This window comes from Arthrobacter sp. 05L44, assembly GCF_056397605.1.
This window is the reverse complement of the sequence record NZ_JBFTNS010000005.1, coordinates 159,907-182,303: the sequence shown is the minus strand read 5'-3', so window position 1 is coordinate 182,303 and position 22,397 is coordinate 159,907. Positions and strand designations below refer to the sequence as shown.

Here is a 22,397-nt window from a genome sequence, read left to right as displayed (position 1 = left end):
GATCAGCACAGCTGGCTTTGAACCGTTGCAGCGCACCGCCTGCGGCCCAACGAAAGGCCACCCGTGACCGGACAGACCGCCAGCCCCGAGAACGAAAGCCCCCGGGCTTCCCGGCAGACCCCCCGCCGCGTCGTCGTCGCCGGCGGCGGCCCCGCCGCGCACCGCTTCGCCGACGCCATGCATGCCCGCGGACTCGACGGCTGGCACGTCACGGTCCTCACCGAGGAAACGCACCTCCCCTACGACCGGGTGGCGCTCAGCAAGGCACTCACGGACTCCACAGTGGACCTCACGCTCGGCAGCGCCTCGATGTGGGACCACGACGCACTGGAGCTGCGCAGCGGCGAGCGCGTCACCGGCATCAACACCACCGCCCGCACCGTGGAAACCGCCGCCGGCACGGTGTACCCGTATGACGAGCTGGTGGTCGCCACCGGCTCGGATGCCGCCCGCCTGCCCATCCCGGGCGCCGAACACACCCACGTCTACCGCACGCTGGAGGACGTCTGGGCCATCAACCAGGCAATCGCCGGCCTCACTGCCAAGCTCGGCCGCAAAGTCAACGCGGTCACCATCGGCGGCGGCCTCCTGGGACTCGAATCGGCGGCCGGCACCGAACAGCTCGGCGCCACCCCGATTGTCATCAACGGCTCCCCGTGGCTGATGAACACCCAGCTGGACGAGGGCGCCGGCCAGGCGCTCGGCCGCCTCATCGAGGCCAAGGGCTTCACCGTCCACGGCGGGGTGTTCCCCTCCGAGGTCCTCGCCGACGACGACGGCCAGGTCACCGGCGTCCTGATGGCCGACGGCCGGATCATCGACGCGGACATCGTGATCGTGGCGATCGGCGTCAAGCCGCGCGACGAGCTGTTCCGCGCCCCCGAAGGCACCGCCGGGCAGTTCCAGCTCGGCCCCCGCGGCGGGGTGGTGATCGCCGAGGACTGCTCCACCGAGGTTCCCGGCATCTGGGCAATCGGTGAGGTCGCCAACTTCGGCGGGATGTGCCTGGGCCTCGTGGCCCCGGCCAACACCATGGCCGAGATCGTGGCGGACCGGCTGCACGGCGGCGACGCGACCTTCCCCGGCTTCGACACCGCCACCAAGCTCAAGCTCTCCGGCGTCGACGTCGCCAGCTTCGGCGACGCGTTCGCCCGGACCGAGCACGCCCTCGAAATCGTCTACGCCGACCCCGCCCGCGGCGTTTACCAGAAGATCGTCACCACGGACGACGCCAAAACCCTCCTCGGCGGCATCTTCGTCGGCGACGCAGGGCCCTACACGTCCCTGCGCCCCATGCTGGGCCGCGAACTGGCCGCCGAACCGGGCGCGTACCTCACCGCGGCCGGCGGCGGAAACGCCCCGGAAACCGAACTGCCGGACGACGCCATCCTGTGCTCCTGCAACAACGTGGCCGCCGGAACCATCCGGGACACCGTCAACGGCTGCGGGAGCTGCGACGGCAACGCCCCGGTCCGGGAACTCGGCGAACTGAAAGGCTGCACCCGCGCCGGCACCAGCTGCGGTTCCTGCGTGCCGATGCTCAAGAAGCTGCTGGAGACCGAGCTGACCAAATCCGGCGTCGAGGTCTCCAAGGCACTCTGCGAACACATTGAACTGTCCCGCCAGGAACTCTTCGAGACCATCCGCGTCCTGGAACTAACCTCCTTCGAGGAGATCATGGCCAAGTACGGCACCGGGGCCGGCTGCGACATCTGCAAACCGACCATCGCCAACATCCTGGCCAGCCAGAACAGCGCCTACGTCCTGGACGCCGGCCGCGGCACCCTGCAGGACACCAACGACCGCGCCCTGGCCAACATGCAAAAGGACGGCACCTACTCGGTGGTCCCGCGGATCGCCGGCGGCGAGATCACCCCGAAGAAACTCGGAGTGATCGCGGCGGTGGCCGAGGAATACGGCCTCTACACCAAGATCACCGGCGGCCAGCGGATCGACATGTTCGGCGCCCGGCTGGAGCAGCTGCCCGAAATCTGGAAGGTGCTGGTGGACGCCGGCTTCGAATCGGGCCAGGCCTACGGCAAGAGCCTGCGCACCGTAAAGTCCTGCGTCGGTTCCACCTGGTGCCGTTTCGGCGTCCAGGACTCGGTGGCCATGGCCATCCGGCTGGAGCTGCGCTACCGCGGCCTCCGCAGCCCGCACAAGCTGAAGATGGGCGTCTCCGGCTGCGCCCGCGAATGCGCGGAGGCCCGCGGCAAGGACGTGGGCGTGATCGCCACCGCCGACGGCTGGAACCTGTACGTGGGCGGCAACGGCGGAGCCACCCCGGCGCACGCCCAGCTGCTGGCCAAGGACCTCGACGACGAGACCCTGATCAAGTACATCGACCGCTACTTTATGTACTACATCCGCACCGCCGACCGCCTGCAGCGCACCGCACGCTGGCAGGAAGAGCTCGACGGCGGGATCAGGCACGTCGAGGACGTGGTGGTACACGACACCCTCGGCATCGCCGAGGACCTTGAGGCCGCCATGGCCAACCACGTGGACACCTACGTCGACGAATGGGCCGACACCCTCAAGGACCCCGAGCGCCTGCGCCGGTTCCGGTCCTTCGTCAACGCCCCGGACCAGAAGGACGACTCCATCACCTTCGTCCCCGACGAACGCGGCCAGATGCGCCCCGCCACGGCCGCGGAAAAGGCACAGCAGCCGGTCCTGATCGGGGCCTCCATTCCCGTCCGCAGCGCCTCCGCGGACCTGCCCGACGAGAACGAGGTATAACCATGCAGCTCAGCATCGACCCCGCCGGACGCGACGTGCTTGTCACCGGCTCCGACGACGCCGCCCGGCAGGCCGTGCGCCGGTACGCCGCGGCCGGCGCGGTGGTCCACCGCCAGCGCACCCCGGAGGGCACGGTCCTCGACGGACCGCCGCCCGCACGCCCGTTCCTGGTCGCCGCCGTCGACGACGGCCGGCCCGGCTGGGAGCCCGTCCTGGACCGGTACCGCGCCGCCGGCGTCCCGGTCGCCGCCGAGTCGGCAGCCGGCCCGGCAGGACACGTCACGCTGGTGGGCGGCGGACCCGGCACCGCCGAGCTGCTGACCGTCGCCGCGGTCGACGCGCTGCGGGACGCCGACGTGGTCTTCTACGACCGGCTGGCCCCCTACCAGGAACTGGCGTCCCTGACCTCCGCGGAACTTGTGGACGTGGGCAAGAAGCCCGGCCACCACAAAGTCAGCCAGGCCGACATTGAAAAGCTCATGGTGGACAGTGCGCTGGCCGGCCACAACGTGGTCCGGCTCAAGGGCGGGGACCCGTACGTGTTCGGCCGCGGCGGCGAGGAGGTCGCGTCCTGCGTGGCCGCCGGGGTTCCGGTCCGTGTGGTGTCGGGGGTGACCAGCGCCATCTCGGTGCCGGCCGCCGCCGGGATCCCGGTCACGCACCGCGAGGTCAGCCACATGTTCACAGTGGTTTCCGGCCACGCCCCGCTGACCGGGGACGAACTGCAGCACCTGGCCGGACTGGGCGGCACCATTGTGGTCCTGATGGGCATCGGCACCCTGCACCACCTCGCAGCGGGCCTCCGGCGAGCAGGGATGCGCGCCGATATGCCCATGGCCGTCGTCGAACGCGGTTACCGGCCCGGGCAGCGCACCACCATCGCCGAACTGGGCACCATCACTGCGGCGGCCGCGGGCTGCAGCAACCCCGCGGTCCTGGTCATCGGCGAGGTCGTAAAGGTGGCCGAGGCCAACCGGAGCTGCGCCGAAGCGGACCTGGGCCGGCTCGCCGCGTCCCTGGTGGGGGCGTGAGCGCCGTGGGTGCGCTGGACGCCCTGGTCGACACCGCAGAGGCACCCGCCGGAAAGGCCGAACTGCCGCTGCAGGGATTCCGGATCGGGGTCACCTCGCACCGCCGCTCCCAGGACCTGATCGAGGCCCTGGAACGGCGCGGCGCGGAGGTCCTGCACGCCCCGGCGCTGAAGATCGCCCCGGTCCAGGAGGACCTCCGGCTGATCGAGGACACCCGCGCCATCATCGAGGCCCGGCCGGAGCTCTGCATCGCCACCACCGCCTACGGCATGCGCCGCTGGTGCGAGGCGGCGGACACCTTCGGCATCGGCGAGCAGCTGCTGGAGACTCTCTCCGCGACCCGGATGTTTGTCCGCGGGCCGAAAGCGCGGGGCGCCGTGCGTGCCGCCGGGCTCGCCGACGTCGGGATCAGCAGCGACGAGACCACGGCCACGCTCGTGGACATGCTGCTGGCCGAGGGGGTGCGCGGCAAGACCGTCGCCGTGCAGCTGCACGGCTACACCGATGTCCGCCAGCTGGAACGCCTCCGGATGTCCGGCGCGCACGTTATGACGGTCACCCCGTACCGCTGGGTCAAACCCGACGGCGCCGACCGGCTGCCGAAGCTGATCGAGGCGGCCTGCAGCGGCAACCTGGACGTGCTGACCTTCACCAGCGCCCCCGCCGTGGACGCGCTGTGGAGCACCGCGCACGAGATGGGCCTCTACAAGCAGCTGGTGGAAAGCCTCAAGTCCACTGTGGCCACCGCCGTCGTCGGCCCCATCACCGCCCAGCCGCTGGTCGACGCCGGCGTGCAGCCGCTCATCCCGGAACGGTTCCGGATGGGTGCCCTCATCCGGCTGGTCAGCGAACATCTGGCCCTGAACCACGTGCGGCGCCTGGACACCAGCAGCGGGGCGGTGGAGCTGCGTGGCCGTTCCCTCCGGATCGACGGCGAGGCCGTGGAACTCGCCCCGGCGCCGCTGCTCCTGCTGCGTGCCCTCCTCGGCGCCGGCGGGGCCGTCCTGTCCCGCGAGGCCCTCTCGGACCTGCTGGAACTGCGCGGGTCCGTCCATGCGCTGGATATGACAGTCAGCCGGCTCAGGTCCTCCCTGCCGGACGGCAGCCTGGTGGAAACAGTGGTGAAACGCGGGTACCGGATCCGCGTGTGACCCACGGCATTACCAGCTGGTAACAACTGGCGAACGGCCGGGCTAAATACTGCAACAGCCCGGTAACCTGCGCGAAAAAACAGCCTCCTACGCTGGGGAACATCAAGAACACGGGCCACAACCAGCGGCCCGCCAGCGAAAGGGCCAGCACATGTCCGTTACCGAAGCCACCGCCACGCCGTCCGCCACTTCCCAGACCCGGCCGCGGATCGTGATCGCCGGCGCCGGGCCCGCGGCGCAGGCACTGGTCCGCCAGCTCACCCGCACACCGTTCGCCGGCGGCATCACGGTTCTCAGCAACCGGGACGACGCCCCTGAAGAACTGCTGGAACTGGCCGCGCTGCCCCAGGTTTCGGTCCGCTTCGGCCAGCCGGCCAGTTTCATCGACGCCGCGGCGCAGCGCGTCACAACGGCGGACGGCATGGAATTCGGCTACGACCAGCTGGTGATCGCAACCGGGTCCGCGCCCGCCCAGGCCCCGATCGAAGGTGAGGGCCGCTGCCTGAGCTACTCCACCATCGATGACGCGACCCGGCTGGGCGACGCCGTCAAGGATGTCACCCGGGTCCTCGGCCGGCGGCCGCTAGGGATCCTGGTGGGGACCGGAACGGCCGCGGGCCAGGCCGAGGCGGTGCTCAGGGCCCGCGGGGTGCGGCCCGTCCGCACCACCCTCCGGCCCTCCGCCGTCGTTCCCACCCTCGCCGGGTCCGCGCTGCCGGCCGCCGGCATCGTGTTCGAGGACGGCTCCAGCATGAGCGCGGACCTGGTGGTCCTCGCCGAGGAGCGCGTTTCGCGCGACGGCCTTGCCCGCACCGCCGGCCTGGCCACCGCGGCCCAGGGCGGGATCGTGGTTGGCAAGGACTTCAGTACCTCCGTGCCCGGGATCTGGGCGATCGGCGACGCCGCGGCGTACGACGGCGTCCGGCTGGGACTGCTGGTGGCCGCCGCTTCCGCGGCCGGGGCCTGCGCCGCCGGCCTGCTCCAGGCAGGCCTGTCCGCGCCCCTGGTCCAGGCCGCCTAGTGCCGACGCGGGCCGCGGCTGTTATGGCAAGATGGTGCACTGAGAAGCCACGACACACGACGTGTCAGCAGGCCGGACCGGGCACCATCCAGGTCCGCCACGAAAGGGACCACCATGAGCAACGAAGCCACCACGGCGGCCGGCGCCGCCAGCACCGGGAACCAGGGCGCCGGAGGCAACATTGCCTCGTACATTGACCACACCCTGCTCAAGCCGGAGGCCAGTGAAGCCGAAGTCCTCAAGGTCTGCGCCGAGGCCGCCGAGTACCAGTTCAAGTCCGTCTGCGTAAACCCGATCTGGGTCAAGTCCGTCAAGACCGCCCTCAAGGGCTCCGGCGTGCTGACCTGCTCCGTCATCGGGTTCCCGCTGGGCGCCACCCCCAGCGACGTCAAGGCCTTCGAGGCCCGCGGTGCGGTGCTGGACGGCGCGGACGAGATCGACATGGTCATCAACATCGCGGCCGCCCGCGCCAACGACAAGGGCGCCCTGGTCGATGACATCCGGGCAGTGGCCGAGGCGGTCCACGCCGGCGGCGCCATCCTGAAGGTCATCATCGAGACCGCGCTTCTTGACGACGCCCAGAAGGTCCTGGCCTGCGAGGCCGCCGTCGAAGCCGGCGCGGACTTCGTCAAGACCTCCACCGGTTTCAACGGCGGCGGCGCCACCGTCGAAGACGTGGCCCTGATGCGCCGCACCGTGGGTGCCGGTCTCGGTGTCAAGGCCTCGGGCGGGGTGCGCTCCCTCGCCGACGCTCAGGCTATGATTGCTGCAGGTGCAACACGTATTGGCGCCAGCTCCGGCATCGCGATCGTCAAGGGTGAACAGGGTTCATCCGCGTACTGACCCGCACGAGCTACTGCCGCTGCCGCCACAGTTTTTGAGCCCCGCGGGGCCGAGGAGGAACGAATGTCCAGCAACACCACCAAGACCCCGCAGGGCGAGAACACCCTGGCATCCAGCGTTGTGATCTTCGTGATCATGATGGCGCTGTTCTTCGGTGCCCTGTACTCCCTGTCCTTCCTCACCCTGGGCAACCCCTGGCCGATGGCCGCCTGCCTGATCCTCTTCGCCCTGGCGTTCTGGATCCCGCAGACCATCACGGGACGCTCCGACTCCGCAGGCGAGAGCTAAGACCACCCCCGGATTTTTCCGCTGAAGCTCCGGTTATCCGGGGCTTCAGCTGTTTAACGGCCGGTCCGACGGCGGTTGGTTGCTTGGGCCCCGGCGTCTTGGGCAGCAGACCCCCTGGGCGGCCTAGCCGGCCCCGACGGCGCTGAGCAGCCGGTTCACCAGGGCGGTGCCCAGGGCCAGGGCGGCCGGGAAGTGGCCCTTGGCCAGGGCGAGGACGGCGGAAAACACCCCGATCATCGCGTAGGCGCTGACCGGGATGAGGACAAACCACTCGCGCCGCGACCCGGCACGGCCCAGCAGCGGGATGGAGAACGCGCCGTTGGCCTTCCAGATGTCCTTGACCAGGGGCAGTTTGCGCAGGAACTTCGGCGGCTTGGCGACCAGCGGCCAGAGCAGCGGCACTCCCCCGGTGGTGATCATGTCGCCCACAATGTGCACGAGGACGCCGGTGAGCATGGATACCGGCAACCAGGACCACTGGTGCGGCGCGAACCAGGTGACCAGCCCGGCCATGGCCAGGGCGAAGATCCAGTTGCTGACCCAGCCGTACTTGGGGAACAGCTTCAGCGCCTTCGCTGCGATGTTGATCATAAACATGCACAACAGCCCCGCGCCCACCGAGAGCAGCCCCCAGTCCGTCTGCAGCTGGAGCTGCCCGGCCATCGCGGCGAGGATCACGAAGAACGCCGCGCCGACGATCGAGTGGGTGCCCTGGCGGTGGCCGCCCGAGGCGTTCTCGATCCCCACGGCGATCAGGTTTGAGACCGGCGGCAGGGCGTGCGCCACAGTGCTGGAGCGGTGGTCCCAGTCGCAGACCAGGGCCGTGCCCGCCGTCGCCATCGCGCCGATCACGATCCCGGTGGCATCCAGCGGGTACCAGCCCAGGGCGTACGGCCCGGTCGAGGCGATAGCCACCCACGCCGCGGCCCCGGACGCGGCGTGGTGTCCTCCCATCACGGCCTATCCCACTGAGAGCGGGACGTCGGAGAAGATCGCCTCGATGACGCTGTTGGCCCAGGCCAGGATTTCGGCGTCCTGCAGGTCGCGGCCGCCGATCCGTGCCGTCTTGGGCTTGGGGATCAGCACCGCGTCCAGGGCCGGCTTGGCCTGGGACCCCGGGTACATCCGGGCGAGCCGCATCAGCTTGGACTCCGGCAGCTGCGCCGGGGAGAACTTGATGAAGTTGCCCTGGAGCGCGACGTCGGTCAGCCCGGCCTCGCGGGCGCCCACCCGGAAGCGGGCCACGGCGACGAGGTTCAGGGCGGGCAGCGGCAGCTCGCCGTAGCGGTCCACGAGTTCGGCCTCGACTTCGTCGATGGCCTCGTGGCTAAGGGCTGCGGCCAGTTTCCGGTACGCCTCCAGGCGGAGCCGCTCGCCGGGAACGTAGTCGTGCGGCAGGTGCGCATTGACCGGCAGCTCGATCTTCATTTCAGCGGCCTTCTCCTCGGCCTCGCCGCGATAGTCCGCCACGGCCTCGCCCACCAGCCGGATGTAGAGATCGAATCCGACGCCCTGGATGTGGCCGGACTGTTCACCGCCGAGCAGGTTGCCGGCGCCGCGGATCTCGAGGTCCTTCATGGCCAGCTGCATGCCGGCGCCGAGCTCGTTGTGCGTGGCCACGGCCTTGAGCCGTTCGAGCGCCACTTCGCCCAAAGGTTTCTCCGACGGGTACAGGAAGTAGGCGTAGGCCCGTTCCCGGCCGCGGCCCACGCGCCCGCGCAGCTGGTGCAGCTGGGAGAGACCGTATTTGTCCGCGCCGTCCACGATCAGGGTGTTGGCGTTGGAGATATCCAGGCCGGTCTCGATGATGGTGGTGCAGACCAGCACGTCGAAGCGCTTCTCCCAGAAGTCCACGATGATCTGCTCCAGCCGGCCCTCGGACATCTTGCCATGCGCCACCTCCACGCGGGCTTCCGGGACCAGTTCGCGGATCTTCGCCGCGGTGCGTTCGATCGTGGAGACCCGGTTGTGGACGAAGAAGACCTGCCCCTCGCGCATCAGTTCGCGGCGGATCGCGGCCGAGGCCTGTTTGTCCGTGTACGGTCCCACGTAGGTCAGCACGGGGTGCCGCTCCTCCGGCGGGGTGGCCAGTGTGGAGGTCTCCCGGATACCGGTCAGGGACATCTCAAGCGTGCGCGGGATCGGGGTGGCGCTCATGGCCAGGACGTCCACGTTGGTGCGCATCTTCTTGAGCGCTTCCTTGTGCTCGACGCCGAAGCGCTGCTCCTCGTCCACGATCACCAGGCCGAGGTCCTTGAACGCGAAGTCCTTGGACAGCAGCCGGTGCGTTCCGATGACAACATCGACGGCCCCCGACTTGACCCCTTCGGCCGTTTCCTTCGCTTCCTTGGCGCCCTGGAAGCGCGAGAGCGGCTTGACCCGCAGCGGGAAGCCGGAGAACCGCTCGGTAAACGTCTCATAGTGCTGCTGGGCCAGCAGGGTGGTGGGCACCAGCACCGCCACCTGCTTGCCGTCCTGGACCGCCTTGAAGGCGGCGCGGACGGCGATCTCGGTCTTGCCGTACCCGACGTCGCCGGAGACCAGCCGGTCCATCGGGATCTCCCGCTCCATGTCGGCCTTGACCTCGTTGATGGTGGTCAGCTGGTCCGGGGTCTCCACGTAGGGGAAGGCCTCTTCGAGCTCCCGCTGCCACGGGGTGTCCGGGCCGAAGGCGTGCCCGCGGGAGGCCATCCGGGCCGAGTACAGCCGGATCAGCTCACCTGCGATTTCCTTGACGGCCTTGCGTGCCTTGGACTTGGTGCTGGCCCAGTCCGAGCCGCCCATCTTGCTCAGGACCGGGGTGTCGCCGCCGACGTAGCGGGTGACCTGGTCCAGCTGGTCGGTGGGCACAAAGAGCCGGTCGCCCGGAGCGCCGCGCTTGGAGGGCGCGTATTCGAGCACAAGGTATTCCCGCACCCCGTCGCCGCCGCCAGCGACCTTGCGCTGGATCAGCTCCACGAACCGGCCGATGCCGTGCTGTTCGTGCACCACAAAGTCTCCGGCCAGCAGCTGCAGCGGGTCTACGGCGTTGCGCCGCTTCGAGGGCATCCGCCGCATGTCCTTCGTTGACCCGGCGGAGGTCCGGCCCAGCAGGTCGGCCTCGGTCAGCAGGCCCACCTTGAGGCTGTCCAGGACAAAGCCGCGTCCGACGGCGGCGGTGGTCACCTCGATCAGGCCCGGCTGCGGCTCGGCGTCGAGGGTGTCCACCCGCGCGCACGGGATGTCGTTGTCGTGGAACAGCTCGGCGAGGCGCTGCGCCGGCCCGGGGCCCTCGGTGGCGACCACGATCCGCCACTGGTTGCGCACATGCGAGCCGATGAATTCCATCATTTCGGCCACGTCGCCCTGGTAGCCGCGGGGTTCGCGGGCGTGCAGGTTCAGCACATCGACGTCGGGCAGCAGTTCCTCGTCGCTGGCGAGCGAAGTGATGGACCACCATGACACCCCGTGGGCCAGCGCGGTGGTGCGCGTCTCGCCCAGCGAACGGAAACTGGCCGAGTGCAGGGCCTCGGAGGCGGCGGAGCTGAGATCCAGTGGTGCCGTTCCGCCGTCGGACGCCGTGGACCAGGCCGCCTCGAGGAACTCCTCGTTGGTGGCGGCGAGGTCATGGGCGCGGGTACGGACCTTTTCGGGCTCGATCACCACCGAGATGGAACCGGCCGGGAACTGGTCCAGGAACGGCACCATGGCATCAACCAGCACCGGGGCCAGGGATTCCATACCTTCAACGGCGATGCCCCCGGCGATCTTCTCCAGCATGTCCGCCGCGGCCGGCAGCTGCGCCTTGAGCGTGGCAGCCCGGGACATGACCGAGGGCGTGATGAGGATTTCGCGGCACGGCGGGGCATGGAGCTCAGTGGGGTGGTGCACGCCCGGGGCGGTCAGCGAGCGCTGGTCCGCGACGGCGAACCAGCGCATCTGCTCGACCTCGTCGCCGAAGAACTCCACCCGGATCGGGTGGTCCTCGGTGGGCGGGAAGACGTCCAGCATGCCGCCGCGGACCGCGAATTCGCCGCGCCGGGTCACCATGTCCACCCGGGCGTAGGCGGCGTCGGCGAGGTTCCTGACGACGTCGCCGAACGGGGCATCCTGCCCCACGTGCAGGGTCACGGGGCCCAGCTCACCCAGTCCGGCCACGATGGGCTGGACCACGGCGCGGACGGGCGCGACGACGACCCGCAGGGCGCCGCCCGCAGTGTCGGGGTGTGCGAGGCGGCGGAGCACGGACAGGCGCCGGCCAACGGTGTCCGAGCGCGGCGAGAGCCGTTCGTGCGGGAGGGTCTCCCAGCTGGGGAACTCGGCAATGGAGTCGGCGGGCAGGAAGGCGCCCAGGGCGGCGGCCAGGTCCTCGGCTTCGCGGCCGGTGGCGGTGACCGCCAGCACCACGGGGGTGCCGCCGTCGTCGGATGCCCCGCCCGCGGCTGCCAGGCCGTCGGCCATCTCCGCGAGCAGCGCCGCGCGCAGGCCCGCGGGGGCGCTGATCTGGTAGTCCTCGGAGCGGGTTGTGAACGGCCGGGAGGCGGCTGCCTGCACCCGGGCAAAGGTTGTGTCCTCGGCGAGGACACGCCGCAGACCGGTGAGGGAAGGGCCGTTGAGGCTCATGGCGAACTCCTGAAGTGATCACGGGCATGCAGGCAACACGAATACCCGAAATTCGCAAGAATCCCGGGTTCTTCCAGCCTACCGCTACCCGGCGGCGGGGCTCGACCCGGGGCTAAGCTGGCGGGACGGGCTATGGTCCGGCAGGCTGCAGTCCGGCCGGGCCGGCGCTCCGAACCACTTATAGGCGCCAGCTGACATCCCCGACGAGAAGGAGCCATCCATGAACGGCACTCCCCAGGTGAACGGCACTCCCCCGGCTTCGGCCGCCAGGACGGTGCTGGTCACCGGAGCCACCGGGTACATCGGCGGCAGGCTGGTTCCCCGGCTGCTCGAGGCCGGGCACCGGGTGAAGGTGCTGGTGCGGACGCCCGCGAAGATCGCCGGGGTTCCGTGGCTGGACCAGGTGGACGTGGTCCAGAGCAGCCTCGATGACGGCGCGGCGCTGGAAGAGGCCCTGGCCGGCGTCGACGTCCTCTACTACCTGGTCCATTCCATGGCCGGCGGCGCGGGCTTCGAGGCCAAGGAGAAGGAGATGGCCGGCACGGCGGCGCGGGCTGCTGCGGCGGCCGGGGTGGGAAGGATTGTCTACCTCGGCGGCCTGCACCCCTCCGGGACCGCCCTGTCCACGCACATGCGCTCCCGGGAGGCCGTGGGCAAGGTCTTCCTCGACGGGCCGGTGGACGCGATCGTGTTCCAGGCCGGCGTGGTGATCGGCTCCGGGTCGGCGTCCTTTGAGATGATCCGGCACCTCTCCGAGACCCTTCCCGTGATGCCTGCCCCCAGCTGGGTGCGGAACAAGATCGAGGCCATCGCCGTGCGGGACGTGCTGCATTACCTGGTCGGCGCGGCCGCACTCGAGGGGCCCATCAACCGCACTTTCGACATCGGCTCCCGGCAGGTGCTCAGCTACGCGGGCATGATGAAGGAGTATGCGGCCGAAACCGGGCTGCCCCTGCGCTGGGTCCTGGCGCTGCCCGTCCCCGCCCCGAAGCTCGCCGGGCTCTGGGTGGCGCTGGTGACGCCGATTCCGCTGTCCATGTCGCTGCCCCTTGTGGAGTCCCTGCAGCACGACGCCGTGTCCCGGGAGCATGACATCGATGCCTACATCCCGGTGCCCGAGGGCGGACTGACCCCCTACCGGCGCGCCGTGGCCCTTGCCCTGGGCCGGGAGCGGGACGGCCAGGTGGAGACGACGTGGGCCAGTGCGGGGGCCGACGCCGATCCGCTGCCGAGTGACCCGGAGTGGTCCGGCCACCGGGTCTACGTCGATGAGCGCAGCTACTCCAGCGCCGTGGACCCGCAGCATGTCTGGACCATCATCGAAGGCATCGGCGGCCGCAACGGCTGGTACTCGCTGCCGCTGGCCTGGAGTGTGCGCGGCTGGCTGGACAAGCTCACGGGCGGCGCCGGCCTGGCCCGCGGCCGGCGGCACCCGCACCTGTTGGCCGAGGGTGAAGTGGTGGACTGGTGGCGGGTGGAGCGGATCGACCGCGGCCGGCTCCTGCGGCTCCGCGCGGAAATGCGGGCACCCGGCCGCGCCTGGCTGGAACTCTCGGTGGAACCTGAGGGCACCGGCAGCCGCTACCTCCAGCGGGCCATTTTCTTCCCGAAGGGCCTGAGCGGGAAGCTCTACTGGCTGGCCGTGCTGCCATTCCACAGCCTCATCTTCCCCGCCATGTCGCGGAACATCGCGGCGGCGGCCCAGCGTCTCGCAGAGACAGGGCCAGCTGCCGAATCGGAACCGGCAGAGCCAACCGCGTAAGATGTTGGGAGCCCAAAACGTCCAGACCCCCCATGGAGGACCCCCAATGGCCCTGAGTGCATCCACCACCCTTCCGCACAGCGTTGAGAGCGTCACGGCAGTTTTTGTCAACGAGGACTTCCTGCGCCACACCAGCGAACTCGTCGGCGGCACCCTCGAATCGTTCACGGTCGACGGCGACCCGGCCGGTGCTTTCAACACCACCACCGTCCGCACCATCCCCACGACGCGGATGCCCGACCTGGCCCGCAAGTTCGTCGGCGAGAGCCTCAAGGTGACCCAGCTGGAAAGCTGGGCGGCCCCCGAGGCCGACGGCTCGCGGCAGAGCACCATCTCCCTGAAGGTCGCCGGCGCTCCGCTGGACGTCAACGCCGTCCAGCGTCTGGTCGCCGACGGCGGCAGCACCCGGATCGAACTGGAGGGCACCGTCACCTCCTCCGTGCCGCTGCTGGGCGGCAAGATCGCCGACGCGGCGGAGCCGATGGTCGGCAAGGCCCTCAACATCCAGTCCACCCAGGCCCAGGCCTGGCTCGAGAGCCACTAGCCGGTGGAGCTTCCCGCCGCCCTCGCCGTTGTCCTGGTCATCGCCGGCATCTGGTCCCTGGTGGTCTGGCCGCAGTTCCTGCGCCGGGTCATGAAGGACCCGCGGGCGCGCGACGCCGGCGGCAAAGCCACCCGCTTCCTGACCGTCCATGTGGTCCTCGTCAGCATTTCGATGCTGCTCGGGGCGGCGACGGCGGCCATCGGGATCGCGGGACTGCTGAGCTGACCGGCCCCGGCCCCGATTACGCTACTGGCCCGCAGCCGTTCGCGTTCTGAATGTTCAGAACGCGAACGGCTGCGGGCCAGTGACGTTAACGCCCGGAAGCCCGGCGCCTAGGCAGTTGTGTCCTGGTGCGCGAGGGCCTGGCCGAGGGCGTCTTCCGCGGCAACCCACGAAAGCATGGCGCATTTAACCCGGGCCGCGTACCGGGACACCCCTTCGAAAGCCGCTGCGTCGCCGAGGACCTCGGGGTCGGCCGCGACCTTGCCGCGCGAGCGCAACACTTCGCGGAAACTGTCGATCACCCGGTGCAGCTCATCGGCGTCCAGGCCTTCGGCGAGCTCGGTCAGCACGGAGGCCGAGGCCATGGAGATCGAGCAGCCCTCCCCGTCCCAGCGCAGCTCATTGACTTTGCCGTCCGCCACCGAGACGCGGAGGGTGATTTCGTCACCGCAGACCGGGTTGAGCTGGTGCGACTGGCCGCTGCTGGCGCCCTCCGGCGTTTCCGCCCCTGCCAGGCCGCTGCCGTGCCGTGCCTTGGAGTGCTCCAGGATGATCTGTTGGTACAGCTGGTCAAGACTCATACGGGGCCGTCCTTAGGCTTGGAAGTACGTGCGGACACCGGCGACGGCGTCGAGGAACGTGTCGACGTCGTCCGTGGTGTTGTACAGGTAGGTGCTGGCCCGGGTGCTGGCCGTGAGCCCGAGCCGGCGGTGCAGCGGCTGGGCGCAGTGGTGCCCCACCCGGACGGCGACCCCGCGGCTGTCGAGGAACTGCCCGACGTCGTGGGCGTGCACCCCGGCGACGTCGAACGCGGCCAGGCCGATCCGTTCCTGGCCTGCAGCGGGGCCCAGCACGCGGATCCCGGGAATCGCTTCGAGGCCTTCCACGAGGCGCTGGCCCAGTACCGCTTCCCACGCGTGGATGCGGGCGACGCCGGTCTCGTTCAGGTAGTTGGCGGCCGCGGCGAGCGCCACCGCCTGGGAGATCTTCTGGGTCCCGGCTTCGAAGCGCTGCGGGCTGGGCAGGAAGCCGGCGCGTTCCATGGTGACGGTGGTGATCATGGAACCGCCGGTCAGGAACGGCGGCATCGCGTTGAGCAGTTCGGAGCGTCCGTAGAGGCCGCCGATTCCGGTGGGGCCGAGCATCTTGTGCCCGGAGAAGACGGCAAAGTCCACGTCCAGGGCCTTGACGTCCAGGACCAGGTGCGGGGCGGACTGGCAGGCGTCCAGCACCACCAGCGCTCCGGCGGCCCGGGCCAGCGCGACCAGCGCGGACACGGGGTTGATGGTTCCCAGCACGTTCGAGGCGTGGGTGAAGGCCAGTACCCGGGTCCGGCTGCCGATCAGGCGGGCGGCGGCCTCGAGGTCCAGGGCCCCGGCGTCGTCCACCGGGATGAACTTCAGCGTGGCGCCGGTCCGTTCGGCCAGCTGCTGCCAGGGAATCAGGTTGGCGTGGTGTTCCATCTCGGTCACCACAATCTCGTCGCCCGCGGCGAGGGCGAACCGGGCGGCTTCGGCCGGGGCGCCGGGCAGGGAGGCGTTGAGGAACGAGTAGCTGAGCAGGTTCAGGCCCTCGGTGGCGTTGGAGGTCCAGATCAGTTCGTCCGGGTCCGCGCCGATGAAGGCAGCCACGGTCTCGCGGGCGTCTTCGAACACTTCGGTGGCCTCCACCGCCAGGTAATGCGCGCCGCGGTGCACGGCGGAGTTCCGCTGCTCGTAGAACTCCTGCTCGGCTTCGAGCACACTGAGCGGGTTCTGCGAGGTGGCACCGGAGTCCAGGTAGACCAGCGGTTGCCCGTTGACGGACCGGTGCAGGATCGGGAAGTCGTTGCGGATCCTCATGACTTCCTCGTTGCCCAGCGCCGTGGCGGAGCGGAGGAGATGGGCTGGTGTGGCAACCATGGGCGGGACTCCTGGATCGGCTTTCGCTGCGGCGCAGCAGGGGTCCCGGCGGGCCAGCCCTATTACGTCACGCAGATTAGACCTAATTATCCCACGTCCGCGCCGTGCCTTGTTGCCGAGGTCCGGACGGGCCTGCCGGAACGCTGGCGCGCCCCGCCTGCGGGTGGTAAGCCCGGGCGGGGCGCCAGTTGCAGCGTTACCGCTTTCCACGTCTTTCAGTGGTGCAGACCGTTGAAGGGAGCCGGCGGCGGCTGGGGGGAGAGCCTCGGTCTCAGAAGGCTCTGACGCCGCCGGCTCCGACTTTGGGGTATGGCTGCCGGTTTCGGCACCATACGGTTCCATTGAAGGAGTGTGAGGTGGTTCTTGGGACTGACTTAAGTCAATCGTGGAGCCATTATCTTCACACGAGTAGCATTTACCCGACTTCTCCCCTGGCGGGTCCGCGGCACTACTTGGCCATACTTGTCCGGTTCCCACGGCTCACTCTGGCCCCGGGAGCGGGGGCCGCGGGCCGGAGCGGCGGGTGTGTGGCTATGGCGGCTGCAGGTCCTTCTGCATGTCCACGAGTTCGCCGCGGCGGCTGACGCCGAGTTTCCCGAAGATCCGGTACAGGTGGCCCTCCACGGTCCGCTGGGACACGGTCAGTTGCTCGGCGATCTCCGCATTCGAGGCCCCGCCGGCCACAAGCTTCAGGATTTCCGATTCCCGGGCGGTCAGTTCCGAGTGGTGCTCGCCGTGGATGATGGTCAGCAGGCCCGACATGCCGGTGGCCAGCATCCGTTGGTGCACCTTGCGCTGGACGGCGGTGAGCTTCCATTTTTCCGGATCGTTTTCCAGCAGGCGTGCTGCCTGCTGGGCGGCTTCAAGGGCCAGCAGCAGGTGACCGGCGGCCATGGCCCGGTCACTGAGGGCGGTCAGCTCCGTTGAGTCCGACGCCGCCACGGCCAGCGCGTAGGCGTGCAGTGCCCTCGCCTCGGCGCCCTCGACGGCGCCGCTGCTCGCGGCCAGGGCCTCCGCGGCCCCGGCGTTCCCCCCGCGCACGGCGATCCGGCGGATGTCCGTCTCCACGGCGCGAAGGCCTTGCCGCTGCGCCTCCGCTGCGAGCCGTGCCAGTTCCGGTCCGACCTCTCCGCCGTCGTCCCCGGCCGCAGCGGCGCCCGCCACCAGGTGGATCGCCGCGCCCGTGGCAACGCCGGTTGCCGCCGGGACGGCAGACCTGGCAGCCGACTCCGCGGCTGCACAGTACGCCTCGGCGAGGAGGCGGAGGGTCTCCGGCTCCCGGTAGTCCGTCTGGCGGTACGCCTCCGCCTGTTCGGCGGCTTCCTCCGTGCGGCCGACGGCGGCGGCCGCGTAGGCCGTGATGGCCCGGGCAAAACCGAGCAGTTCCCAGGGGTCCGAGATCAGGAGTTCTTCCACGCCGAACTGCAGCTCGGCCAGGCACTCCGTGATCCGGCCCTGCCGGAGCCGGGAGTAGCCGCGCATGACGTGCAGCAGGCCGCCGCTGTTCAGCAGGCGGGAGGGAAGACCCGCGGAATAGTCGTCAAGGACCGTGGCGAGTTCCTCCCATTCCCCGGCGCGGATCAGGCACAGGCAGTGCCGGCCCAGCACGTCCTCGTACACCAGGGGAAGGGCCACGCCGTCGTCCCTGACCCCGCGCCAGGCCTCCCGGTGAAGGCTCAGGGCCGCCAGCGTGAACCCCTGGGCGGTCTGGAGGGCGGCGAGGCGGGACTGCGCGGGGACCCGGATTTCGGGATTCCCTGCGGCGGCGGCGATGAGTTCGTGCAACCGGCCCGCGAGCTCGGCCGGACGCCCCGACCACTCCTCCGCCAGCACGGCGCAGGCCAGTCCCGTAGCTGGTGCTGCCCACCCCGGCTGCTCCGGTGGACCGGCGCCGGCGCCGGTCTCCGCCGCCCCGGCCTCCCCGGGGGGTGCTGCGCCGGCCACGGCCGCCCCGAGGGGTGCTGTACCGGTTCCCGCGGAGCCCGCTGCCCCCTGCGGCTGGATGTCGATCTCCGGGACGAGGGCGCCGAGCCGGTGGGCCAGGAGTGCCCCGAGATACGCGGCGCGCCCGTACGGGAACGGCTGCGCGGCCAGGAGGTCTGCGGCCGCGTCTTCGTCCGCGCCGAGAATGTAGTGCGCGTAGGCGAGCTGGACCCCGGTCTCCGGACGGCGTTCCTCCCGGATGGCCCCCGCTGCCCGGAGTGCCGTGGCGGCGTCCAGGCGGATGTTCGCCGCGGATGCGGCGTCCAGCAGCTCGGCATCCGCCGGATCCGTGCCGGCGTCGAGCGCCCAGCGCAACTGGTTCTGGACGGCGTCGGGAACCACTGCCCCGACCCGCGGCAGCGACTGCAGGCTGGACCGGAGGCTGGCGCTCCGGCCGGCGGGCACACGGGTGCGGATGATCTCGCCGATGACGGGGCTGGCCGGGCTGACGATGCGGTCGTGGTCACGTGAGATCCGGATGATTCCGGCCATTTCGAGGGCATCGACGGCCCGGGGGCTGCTGAATCTGAGGAGCTGGCCGAGGGACAGCGGGCCGGCGAGCGCGACGATGGCCGCCGCTGTCCTCTCCTCCGGCGGCATGGACCGGACCTGATGGTCCACGAGGTCCGCGGCCGGAATGTCACCCAGGTCCGGCCGGGCCAGCAGGAACCAGGTTCCGTGCCGCTGGCCGATGGCTCCAGTGGCCCGTGCGTGCTCGACCAGGGATGTCAGCATTGAGGGGCTGCCCTCAGTCAGCTGGGCGAAGAGTTCACTGACCCATGGGGAGACATCCGCCTGGAGCATCTGCTCGCAGAGCTGGTGCACCTCGGCGCGGCTCAGGGCCGGCAGATCGAACTTGGAGATGATGCCGTCCCCCCACAGGGCCAGGAACTCTTCGGGGACCAGCGGACCGGGACGGCAGCTGGCGAGCAGCCGGGCCGCGCCGGTGGCCACAGACTGCGCCACCAGCTGGATGGTCCCCTGGTCCAGGTGCTGGGCGTCGTCAATGACGAACAGCGCCAGGGCCGGTTCGGACCGGAGGCTCGCCGTCACGGCGCCCAGCACGGCCGGGTAGGAGTCCAGGTCATGGGACGGCAGGCCCGCCAGGTACGGTGCCAGGGCCCCGAACGGAACGGCCGCGAGCGCCGGGGTCGCACCGAGCCTGATCACCCGGCCCTGCGGACGAAGCTCGGCCAGCACGGCTTTGACGACGACGGTCTTGCCCGACCCCGCGCTGCCGACAATCAGCGCCCCAGTTCGGCCTTCGTCGCGCAGGCAGTGCACGATCTCCCGGACGATCCCCGAACGGCCGATCAGGGCGGCCGCCTCTGTCAGGCTTTCCATGGCCAGCCTCCCAGGCCATGCTCAAGCGGCCCCGGGGCACCCGGGGTCTTGAGGTCCTGGTCAGCCGATGCGGGCACTGGCCGACGGCGCTGCGATGACATCTTTGAGCTCCGATCGGCTGGCGACGTGGAGTTTCGAGTAGACCTGGTAGAGGTGGCCTTCCACTGTCCGGACCGAGACGTGCATCTGCTCGGCGATCTTACGGTTGGATGTTCCCGCGGCGGCCCGGACCGCCACTTCACACTCCCGGGCTGTCAGGGTGGAGGTGGTCAGTGAGTGCAGCCCGTTGCCGGGGTTGCCGAACCTGTCATCAAGGGACTGCTCGGTGCGCTGGGAGATGCGCAGCGCGATCCGGTTTCCGGCTTCGTTGGCGCAGTACACCGCCCGCCGCGCCACGTCCCGGGCAAAGATGGCGTTCCCTGCGGCGTCCGCGTCTTTAGCCACTGCCAGCAACTGCTCGCCGGAGCCGTCCTTGACCCCGTCGGCCAGGCGCTGGCAGAGCTGGGCAAACTGGCCCGAGACCTGGCCGGCCAGCCCGGACAACCGCTGGCACAGCTGGCGGTCCCCCAGCCTGGCCGCCGCGGACAGGAAGAGCAGTGCGGTAGCCGGCGCGCCGGCGTCGGCCTCGCTGCCTGCCTCGGCGGACAGCGCACGGATGGCAGCGGCACGCTGCCCGAGTTCCGCCATCGCGGAAAGCTCGAAGTAGCGCGTCATCCGGCCGACCAGCCAGGAATTGTGCCGCTGCGGCTGCGCCACTTCCTCGAGCAGCACCATGGCCCGTTCCTCGTCGCCGGACAGCCCGGCCGCGTACGCACACGCGGCCGTCGCCAGGCCGGAGAGCCCGTCCGGGTCCTGGGTCCGGAGCTGCCACATGCCGGCCTCAAGCCACGGAATTGCGCTCTCAAGGCGCCCGGCATGCAGGTCCAGGACACCCTGCCCGATTTCGAACATCCCGCCCAGCCGGGACTGCGGCTCCGCCGAGCCTGACGCGGCCGCAATGAACGCCGCCGCCTCCCGGAACTTCGCGGACAGCAGCAACAGGAGGAGGAACCGGCCCCGGATCTCCCGGGCCGTGCGGTCGGACAGCGGGAGGGTGGCGGCCGCGGCCATGATTTGTTTGCCCAGCGCCATGGCGCCCAGCACGTTGCCGCCGACGGCCATCGTCTCGCAGAGCAGGCTCGCGGTCTGGAGGCCGGTTTCGCTGTCGAGCTCCGGGTCCAGGCCTGCCCGGACCGCCAGGACGTCCTCGTAGCGGCCCTCGAAGACGGCGAGCTTGGCCTCTGCCAGGCGCACCTGCCCGCGGGACCGTTCCAGGGCGGCGGAGCTCTGCACGGGAAGACCGTAGAGCCGTTCCCTGACCCGGCCCAGTGTGGCGAGCGCCCCGGCACCGGCCATCGGACTGCGCTGGTCCAGTTCCACCCGCAGGAGCTGCAGCGCGACCCACTCGTGCAGCGGGTACTCGCCCCCGGCGGGTTCGTCCAGGCTGTGCAGCACCCTTCGCGCCGACTCGTTGTCGTTGGCGGCGATGTGGGCGCGGACCGTTTCGACGGCGGCCCCCGCCAGTCCCCCGCATCCCTCGATTTCCTGGATGAAGCGCAGCGCCGACTCGGGGTCGGAGCCGTTGTTGGCACGGTGCGCGGCGGCCAGGGCAGTCTCGGCGCTGATCCGCTCCCCGCAGTCCAGGGACCAGGCGAGGTTGGTGGCCGCGCCGGCGTCGGCCAGCTCGGCGTCCGTGAGCACGGCAGTGAGCCGGCGCCGGAGCTCCGCGCTGCGGCCGGGCGGAACCACGCTGGCCACGATGGCCCCGGTGACCGCATTGGCGACGCTGACCATGGGCGGATGGTCGTGGCTGACCTGGATGAGGGCGCGCTCCTGGAGGGTGTCCATGTCCTGCGGGTTGAAGATCCTCATGAGGGTCTGCAGCGGGACAGAGCCGGCGAGGGCGAGCAGTTCAAAGACATCGCGCTGGCCCGGGCTGAGCCGGTTCAGCCGCGCCTTGACGACGTCCCGGATCTCTCCGGTCAGGGCGATGGGGCGCCCGTCGAGCACCCACGCCCCTTCCTGCTGGACAATCGTGCCGAGCTTGATCTGTTCCCGTGCCAGGGAATGCAGGAACAGGGCGTTCCCGCCGCTGGCGCTCCACAGCGCACGGGCCGCCGACTGCGAGAAGTGGCCGCCGTATTCCTGGTTGAGTGTCGCCACGGTCTCGCCGAAGTCGAACGCCGCCACGTCCACGCGGCGGAGCATGTCATCCTTCCAGAGGCCCATGATGTCGCTGCCCACATGGTGCAGGTCCACGCAGGCCGCCAGCAGGGTCACGTGGCCGCCCGCGCTGAGCTGGGCCACCATCATGCACGAGAGGTCATCGAGGTCGTGGGCGTTGTCCACGAACAGCATGATGGGGCGTCCCTGCGCCTTGGTCTGGAGCAAATGCGTGAGGCCCCGCAACACCATCAGGGGGTGCTCCAGGTGGGCCGCGTCGAGGTCGTTGAGCAGGACACTCAGTGCCCCGTAGGGCAGCTTCGACGCGATGGAGCTGCCCCGGACCTGGACCACCAGGTAGTCATCGGCCAGCTGTTCCAGGGCACGCTGGGCAATGAAGGACTTTCCGGCCCCGTGCTCCCCGACCAGCACGACGCCGCACCCCGCACCCCCTGTGAGGGTTTCGACGATATCCGAAACTGTCTGCTGCCGGGTGAAGGGCTTTTCCTGCCTCCCCCGGGTTGCCCGTTGCGCTGGAGAGACCACGTCCGATTTACCGCTGCCGGCAGGCACGCCAGCTTCTTGCTGAAACATAGGAGAGACCTTTGCTATCAATGTTTAACCAGTGATAGGTCCACGCTAGAGACCGGCCAATGCCACGGCATCCGTAGGTAGTACTCGAATGCCGGGCGGGTATCGGATGCCTTCCTACCCGGCAGTACTCAGAAATCCCCGGCCGTCCCGGAGTAGAAAACCAAGTA

At 70.0% G+C, this 22,397-nt stretch carries 15 protein-coding genes; 9 read left to right on the top strand and 6 right to left on the bottom strand.

What is annotated here, in order from left to right; all coding sequences use genetic code 11:
• Positions 1-63: 63 nt before the first annotated feature.
• The 6 genes from nirB to AC1DHY_RS12190 all read left to right on the top strand — a co-directional run bounded on the left by nirB (position 64) and on the right by AC1DHY_RS12190 (position 7,076).
• The gene (gene nirB / locus AC1DHY_RS12215) at positions 64-2,742 is read left to right on the top strand and encodes a nitrite reductase large subunit NirB (protein ID WP_476903686.1); all 2,679 of its coding nucleotides are present in this window, start codon (positions 64-66) and stop codon (positions 2,740-2,742) included.
• 2 nt (positions 2,743-2,744) lie between these two features.
• Complete coding sequence (gene cobA / locus AC1DHY_RS12210) at positions 2,745-3,773, top strand: uroporphyrinogen-III C-methyltransferase (RefSeq protein ID WP_476878845.1); 1,029 nt, start codon at positions 2,745-2,747, stop codon at positions 3,771-3,773.
• Positions 3,770-4,924, top strand: coding sequence for a uroporphyrinogen-III synthase (locus AC1DHY_RS12205; RefSeq protein WP_476878846.1), 1,155 nt, complete (start codon positions 3,770-3,772; stop codon positions 4,922-4,924). The genes cobA and AC1DHY_RS12205 overlap by 4 nt, the downstream gene beginning before the upstream one ends.
• A gap of 151 nt (positions 4,925-5,075) precedes the next feature.
• Positions 5,076-5,945 (top strand): FAD-dependent oxidoreductase, encoded by an 870-nt coding sequence (locus AC1DHY_RS12200; RefSeq protein WP_476878847.1) that lies wholly within the window; start codon positions 5,076-5,078, stop codon positions 5,943-5,945.
• A 114-nt stretch (positions 5,946-6,059) separates the two neighbouring features.
• Positions 6,060-6,788 carry a deoxyribose-phosphate aldolase gene (deoC, locus tag AC1DHY_RS12195; protein WP_476878848.1) on the top strand — a complete coding sequence of 243 codons (729 nt, stop codon included), beginning with the start codon at positions 6,060-6,062 and terminating at the stop codon, positions 6,786-6,788.
• A 63-nt stretch (positions 6,789-6,851) separates the two neighbouring features.
• Complete coding sequence (locus AC1DHY_RS12190) at positions 6,852-7,076, top strand: hypothetical protein (protein WP_476878849.1); 225 nt, start codon at positions 6,852-6,854, stop codon at positions 7,074-7,076.
• Between the two features lie 123 nt (positions 7,077-7,199).
• Here AC1DHY_RS12190 and AC1DHY_RS12185 read toward each other — a convergent pair whose 3' ends face one another.
• Together AC1DHY_RS12185 and mfd are read right to left on the bottom strand one after the other, a co-directional pair.
• Positions 7,200-8,030, bottom strand: coding sequence for a metal-dependent hydrolase (locus AC1DHY_RS12185; RefSeq protein WP_476878860.1), 831 nt, complete (start codon positions 8,028-8,030; stop codon positions 7,200-7,202).
• 6 nt (positions 8,031-8,036) lie between these two features.
• Positions 8,037-11,678 carry a transcription-repair coupling factor gene (mfd, locus tag AC1DHY_RS12180; RefSeq protein ID WP_476903685.1) on the bottom strand — a complete coding sequence of 1,214 codons (3,642 nt, stop codon included), beginning with the start codon at positions 11,676-11,678 and terminating at the stop codon, positions 8,037-8,039.
• Between the two features lie 220 nt (positions 11,679-11,898).
• On the opposite strand from mfd, the gene AC1DHY_RS12175 reads away from it, so the two are divergent.
• From AC1DHY_RS12175 to AC1DHY_RS12165, 3 genes are read left to right on the top strand one after another with little or no spacing between them, the layout of a single operon-like run.
• Positions 11,899-13,440 carry an SDR family oxidoreductase gene (locus AC1DHY_RS12175; RefSeq protein ID WP_476878851.1) on the top strand — a complete coding sequence of 514 codons (1,542 nt, stop codon included), beginning with the start codon at positions 11,899-11,901 and terminating at the stop codon, positions 13,438-13,440.
• A 46-nt stretch (positions 13,441-13,486) separates the two neighbouring features.
• Positions 13,487-13,984, top strand: coding sequence for a DUF2505 domain-containing protein (locus AC1DHY_RS12170; protein ID WP_476878852.1), 498 nt, complete (start codon positions 13,487-13,489; stop codon positions 13,982-13,984).
• 3 nt (positions 13,985-13,987) lie between these two features.
• Entirely contained in the window at positions 13,988-14,209 is a 222-nt protein-coding gene (locus AC1DHY_RS12165) for an SCO4848 family membrane protein (RefSeq protein WP_476878853.1), read from the top strand.
• 107 nt (positions 14,210-14,316) lie between these two features.
• Here the strand turns inward: AC1DHY_RS12165 and sufU are convergent, their stop codons facing one another.
• From sufU to AC1DHY_RS12145, 4 genes are all read right to left on the bottom strand, one after another.
• Complete coding sequence (gene sufU, locus AC1DHY_RS12160; protein WP_476903684.1) at positions 14,317-14,787, bottom strand: Fe-S cluster assembly sulfur transfer protein SufU; 471 nt, start codon at positions 14,785-14,787, stop codon at positions 14,317-14,319.
• Positions 14,788-14,799: 12 nt separating this feature from the next.
• Positions 14,800-16,107: a SufS family cysteine desulfurase gene (locus AC1DHY_RS12155; RefSeq protein ID WP_476878855.1), complete on the bottom strand. Its 1,308-nt coding sequence runs from the start codon at positions 16,105-16,107 to the stop codon at positions 14,800-14,802.
• Between the two features lie 531 nt (positions 16,108-16,638).
• On the bottom strand, positions 16,639-19,434 hold the full coding sequence (locus tag AC1DHY_RS12150) for a LuxR C-terminal-related transcriptional regulator (RefSeq protein ID WP_476878856.1): 2,796 nt from the start codon (positions 19,432-19,434) through the stop codon (positions 16,639-16,641).
• 60 nt (positions 19,435-19,494) lie between these two features.
• A complete protein-coding gene (locus AC1DHY_RS12145) occupies positions 19,495-22,209 on the bottom strand; it encodes a helix-turn-helix transcriptional regulator (RefSeq protein WP_476878857.1) in 2,715 nt (904 codons plus the stop codon).
• Positions 22,210-22,397 lie beyond the last annotated feature (188 nt).

Excerpts from the sequence above, each read along its gene's own strand:
- AC1DHY_RS12150 (WP_476878856.1), bottom strand. The coding sequence starts at position 19,434 with ATGGAAAGCCTGACAGAGGCGGCCGCCCTGATCGGCCGTTCGGGGATC.
- deoC (WP_476878848.1), top strand. The coding sequence starts at position 6,060 with ATGAGCAACGAAGCCACCACGGCGGCCGGCGCCGCCAGCACCGGGAAC.
- cobA (WP_476878845.1), top strand. The coding sequence starts at position 2,745 with ATGCAGCTCAGCATCGACCCCGCCGGACGCGACGTGCTTGTCACCGGC.
- AC1DHY_RS12185 (WP_476878860.1), bottom strand. The coding sequence starts at position 8,030 with ATGGGAGGACACCACGCCGCGTCCGGGGCCGCGGCGTGGGTGGCTATC.
- sufU (WP_476903684.1), bottom strand. The coding sequence starts at position 14,787 with ATGAGTCTTGACCAGCTGTACCAACAGATCATCCTGGAGCACTCCAAG.
- AC1DHY_RS12200 (WP_476878847.1), top strand. The coding sequence starts at position 5,076 with ATGTCCGTTACCGAAGCCACCGCCACGCCGTCCGCCACTTCCCAGACC.
- mfd (WP_476903685.1), bottom strand. The coding sequence starts at position 11,678 with ATGAGCCTCAACGGCCCTTCCCTCACCGGTCTGCGGCGTGTCCTCGCC.
- AC1DHY_RS12190 (WP_476878849.1), top strand. The coding sequence starts at position 6,852 with ATGTCCAGCAACACCACCAAGACCCCGCAGGGCGAGAACACCCTGGCA.
- AC1DHY_RS12175 (WP_476878851.1), top strand. The coding sequence starts at position 11,899 with ATGAACGGCACTCCCCAGGTGAACGGCACTCCCCCGGCTTCGGCCGCC.
- AC1DHY_RS12170 (WP_476878852.1), top strand. The coding sequence starts at position 13,487 with ATGGCCCTGAGTGCATCCACCACCCTTCCGCACAGCGTTGAGAGCGTC.
- AC1DHY_RS12155 (WP_476878855.1), bottom strand. The coding sequence starts at position 16,107 with ATGGTTGCCACACCAGCCCATCTCCTCCGCTCCGCCACGGCGCTGGGC.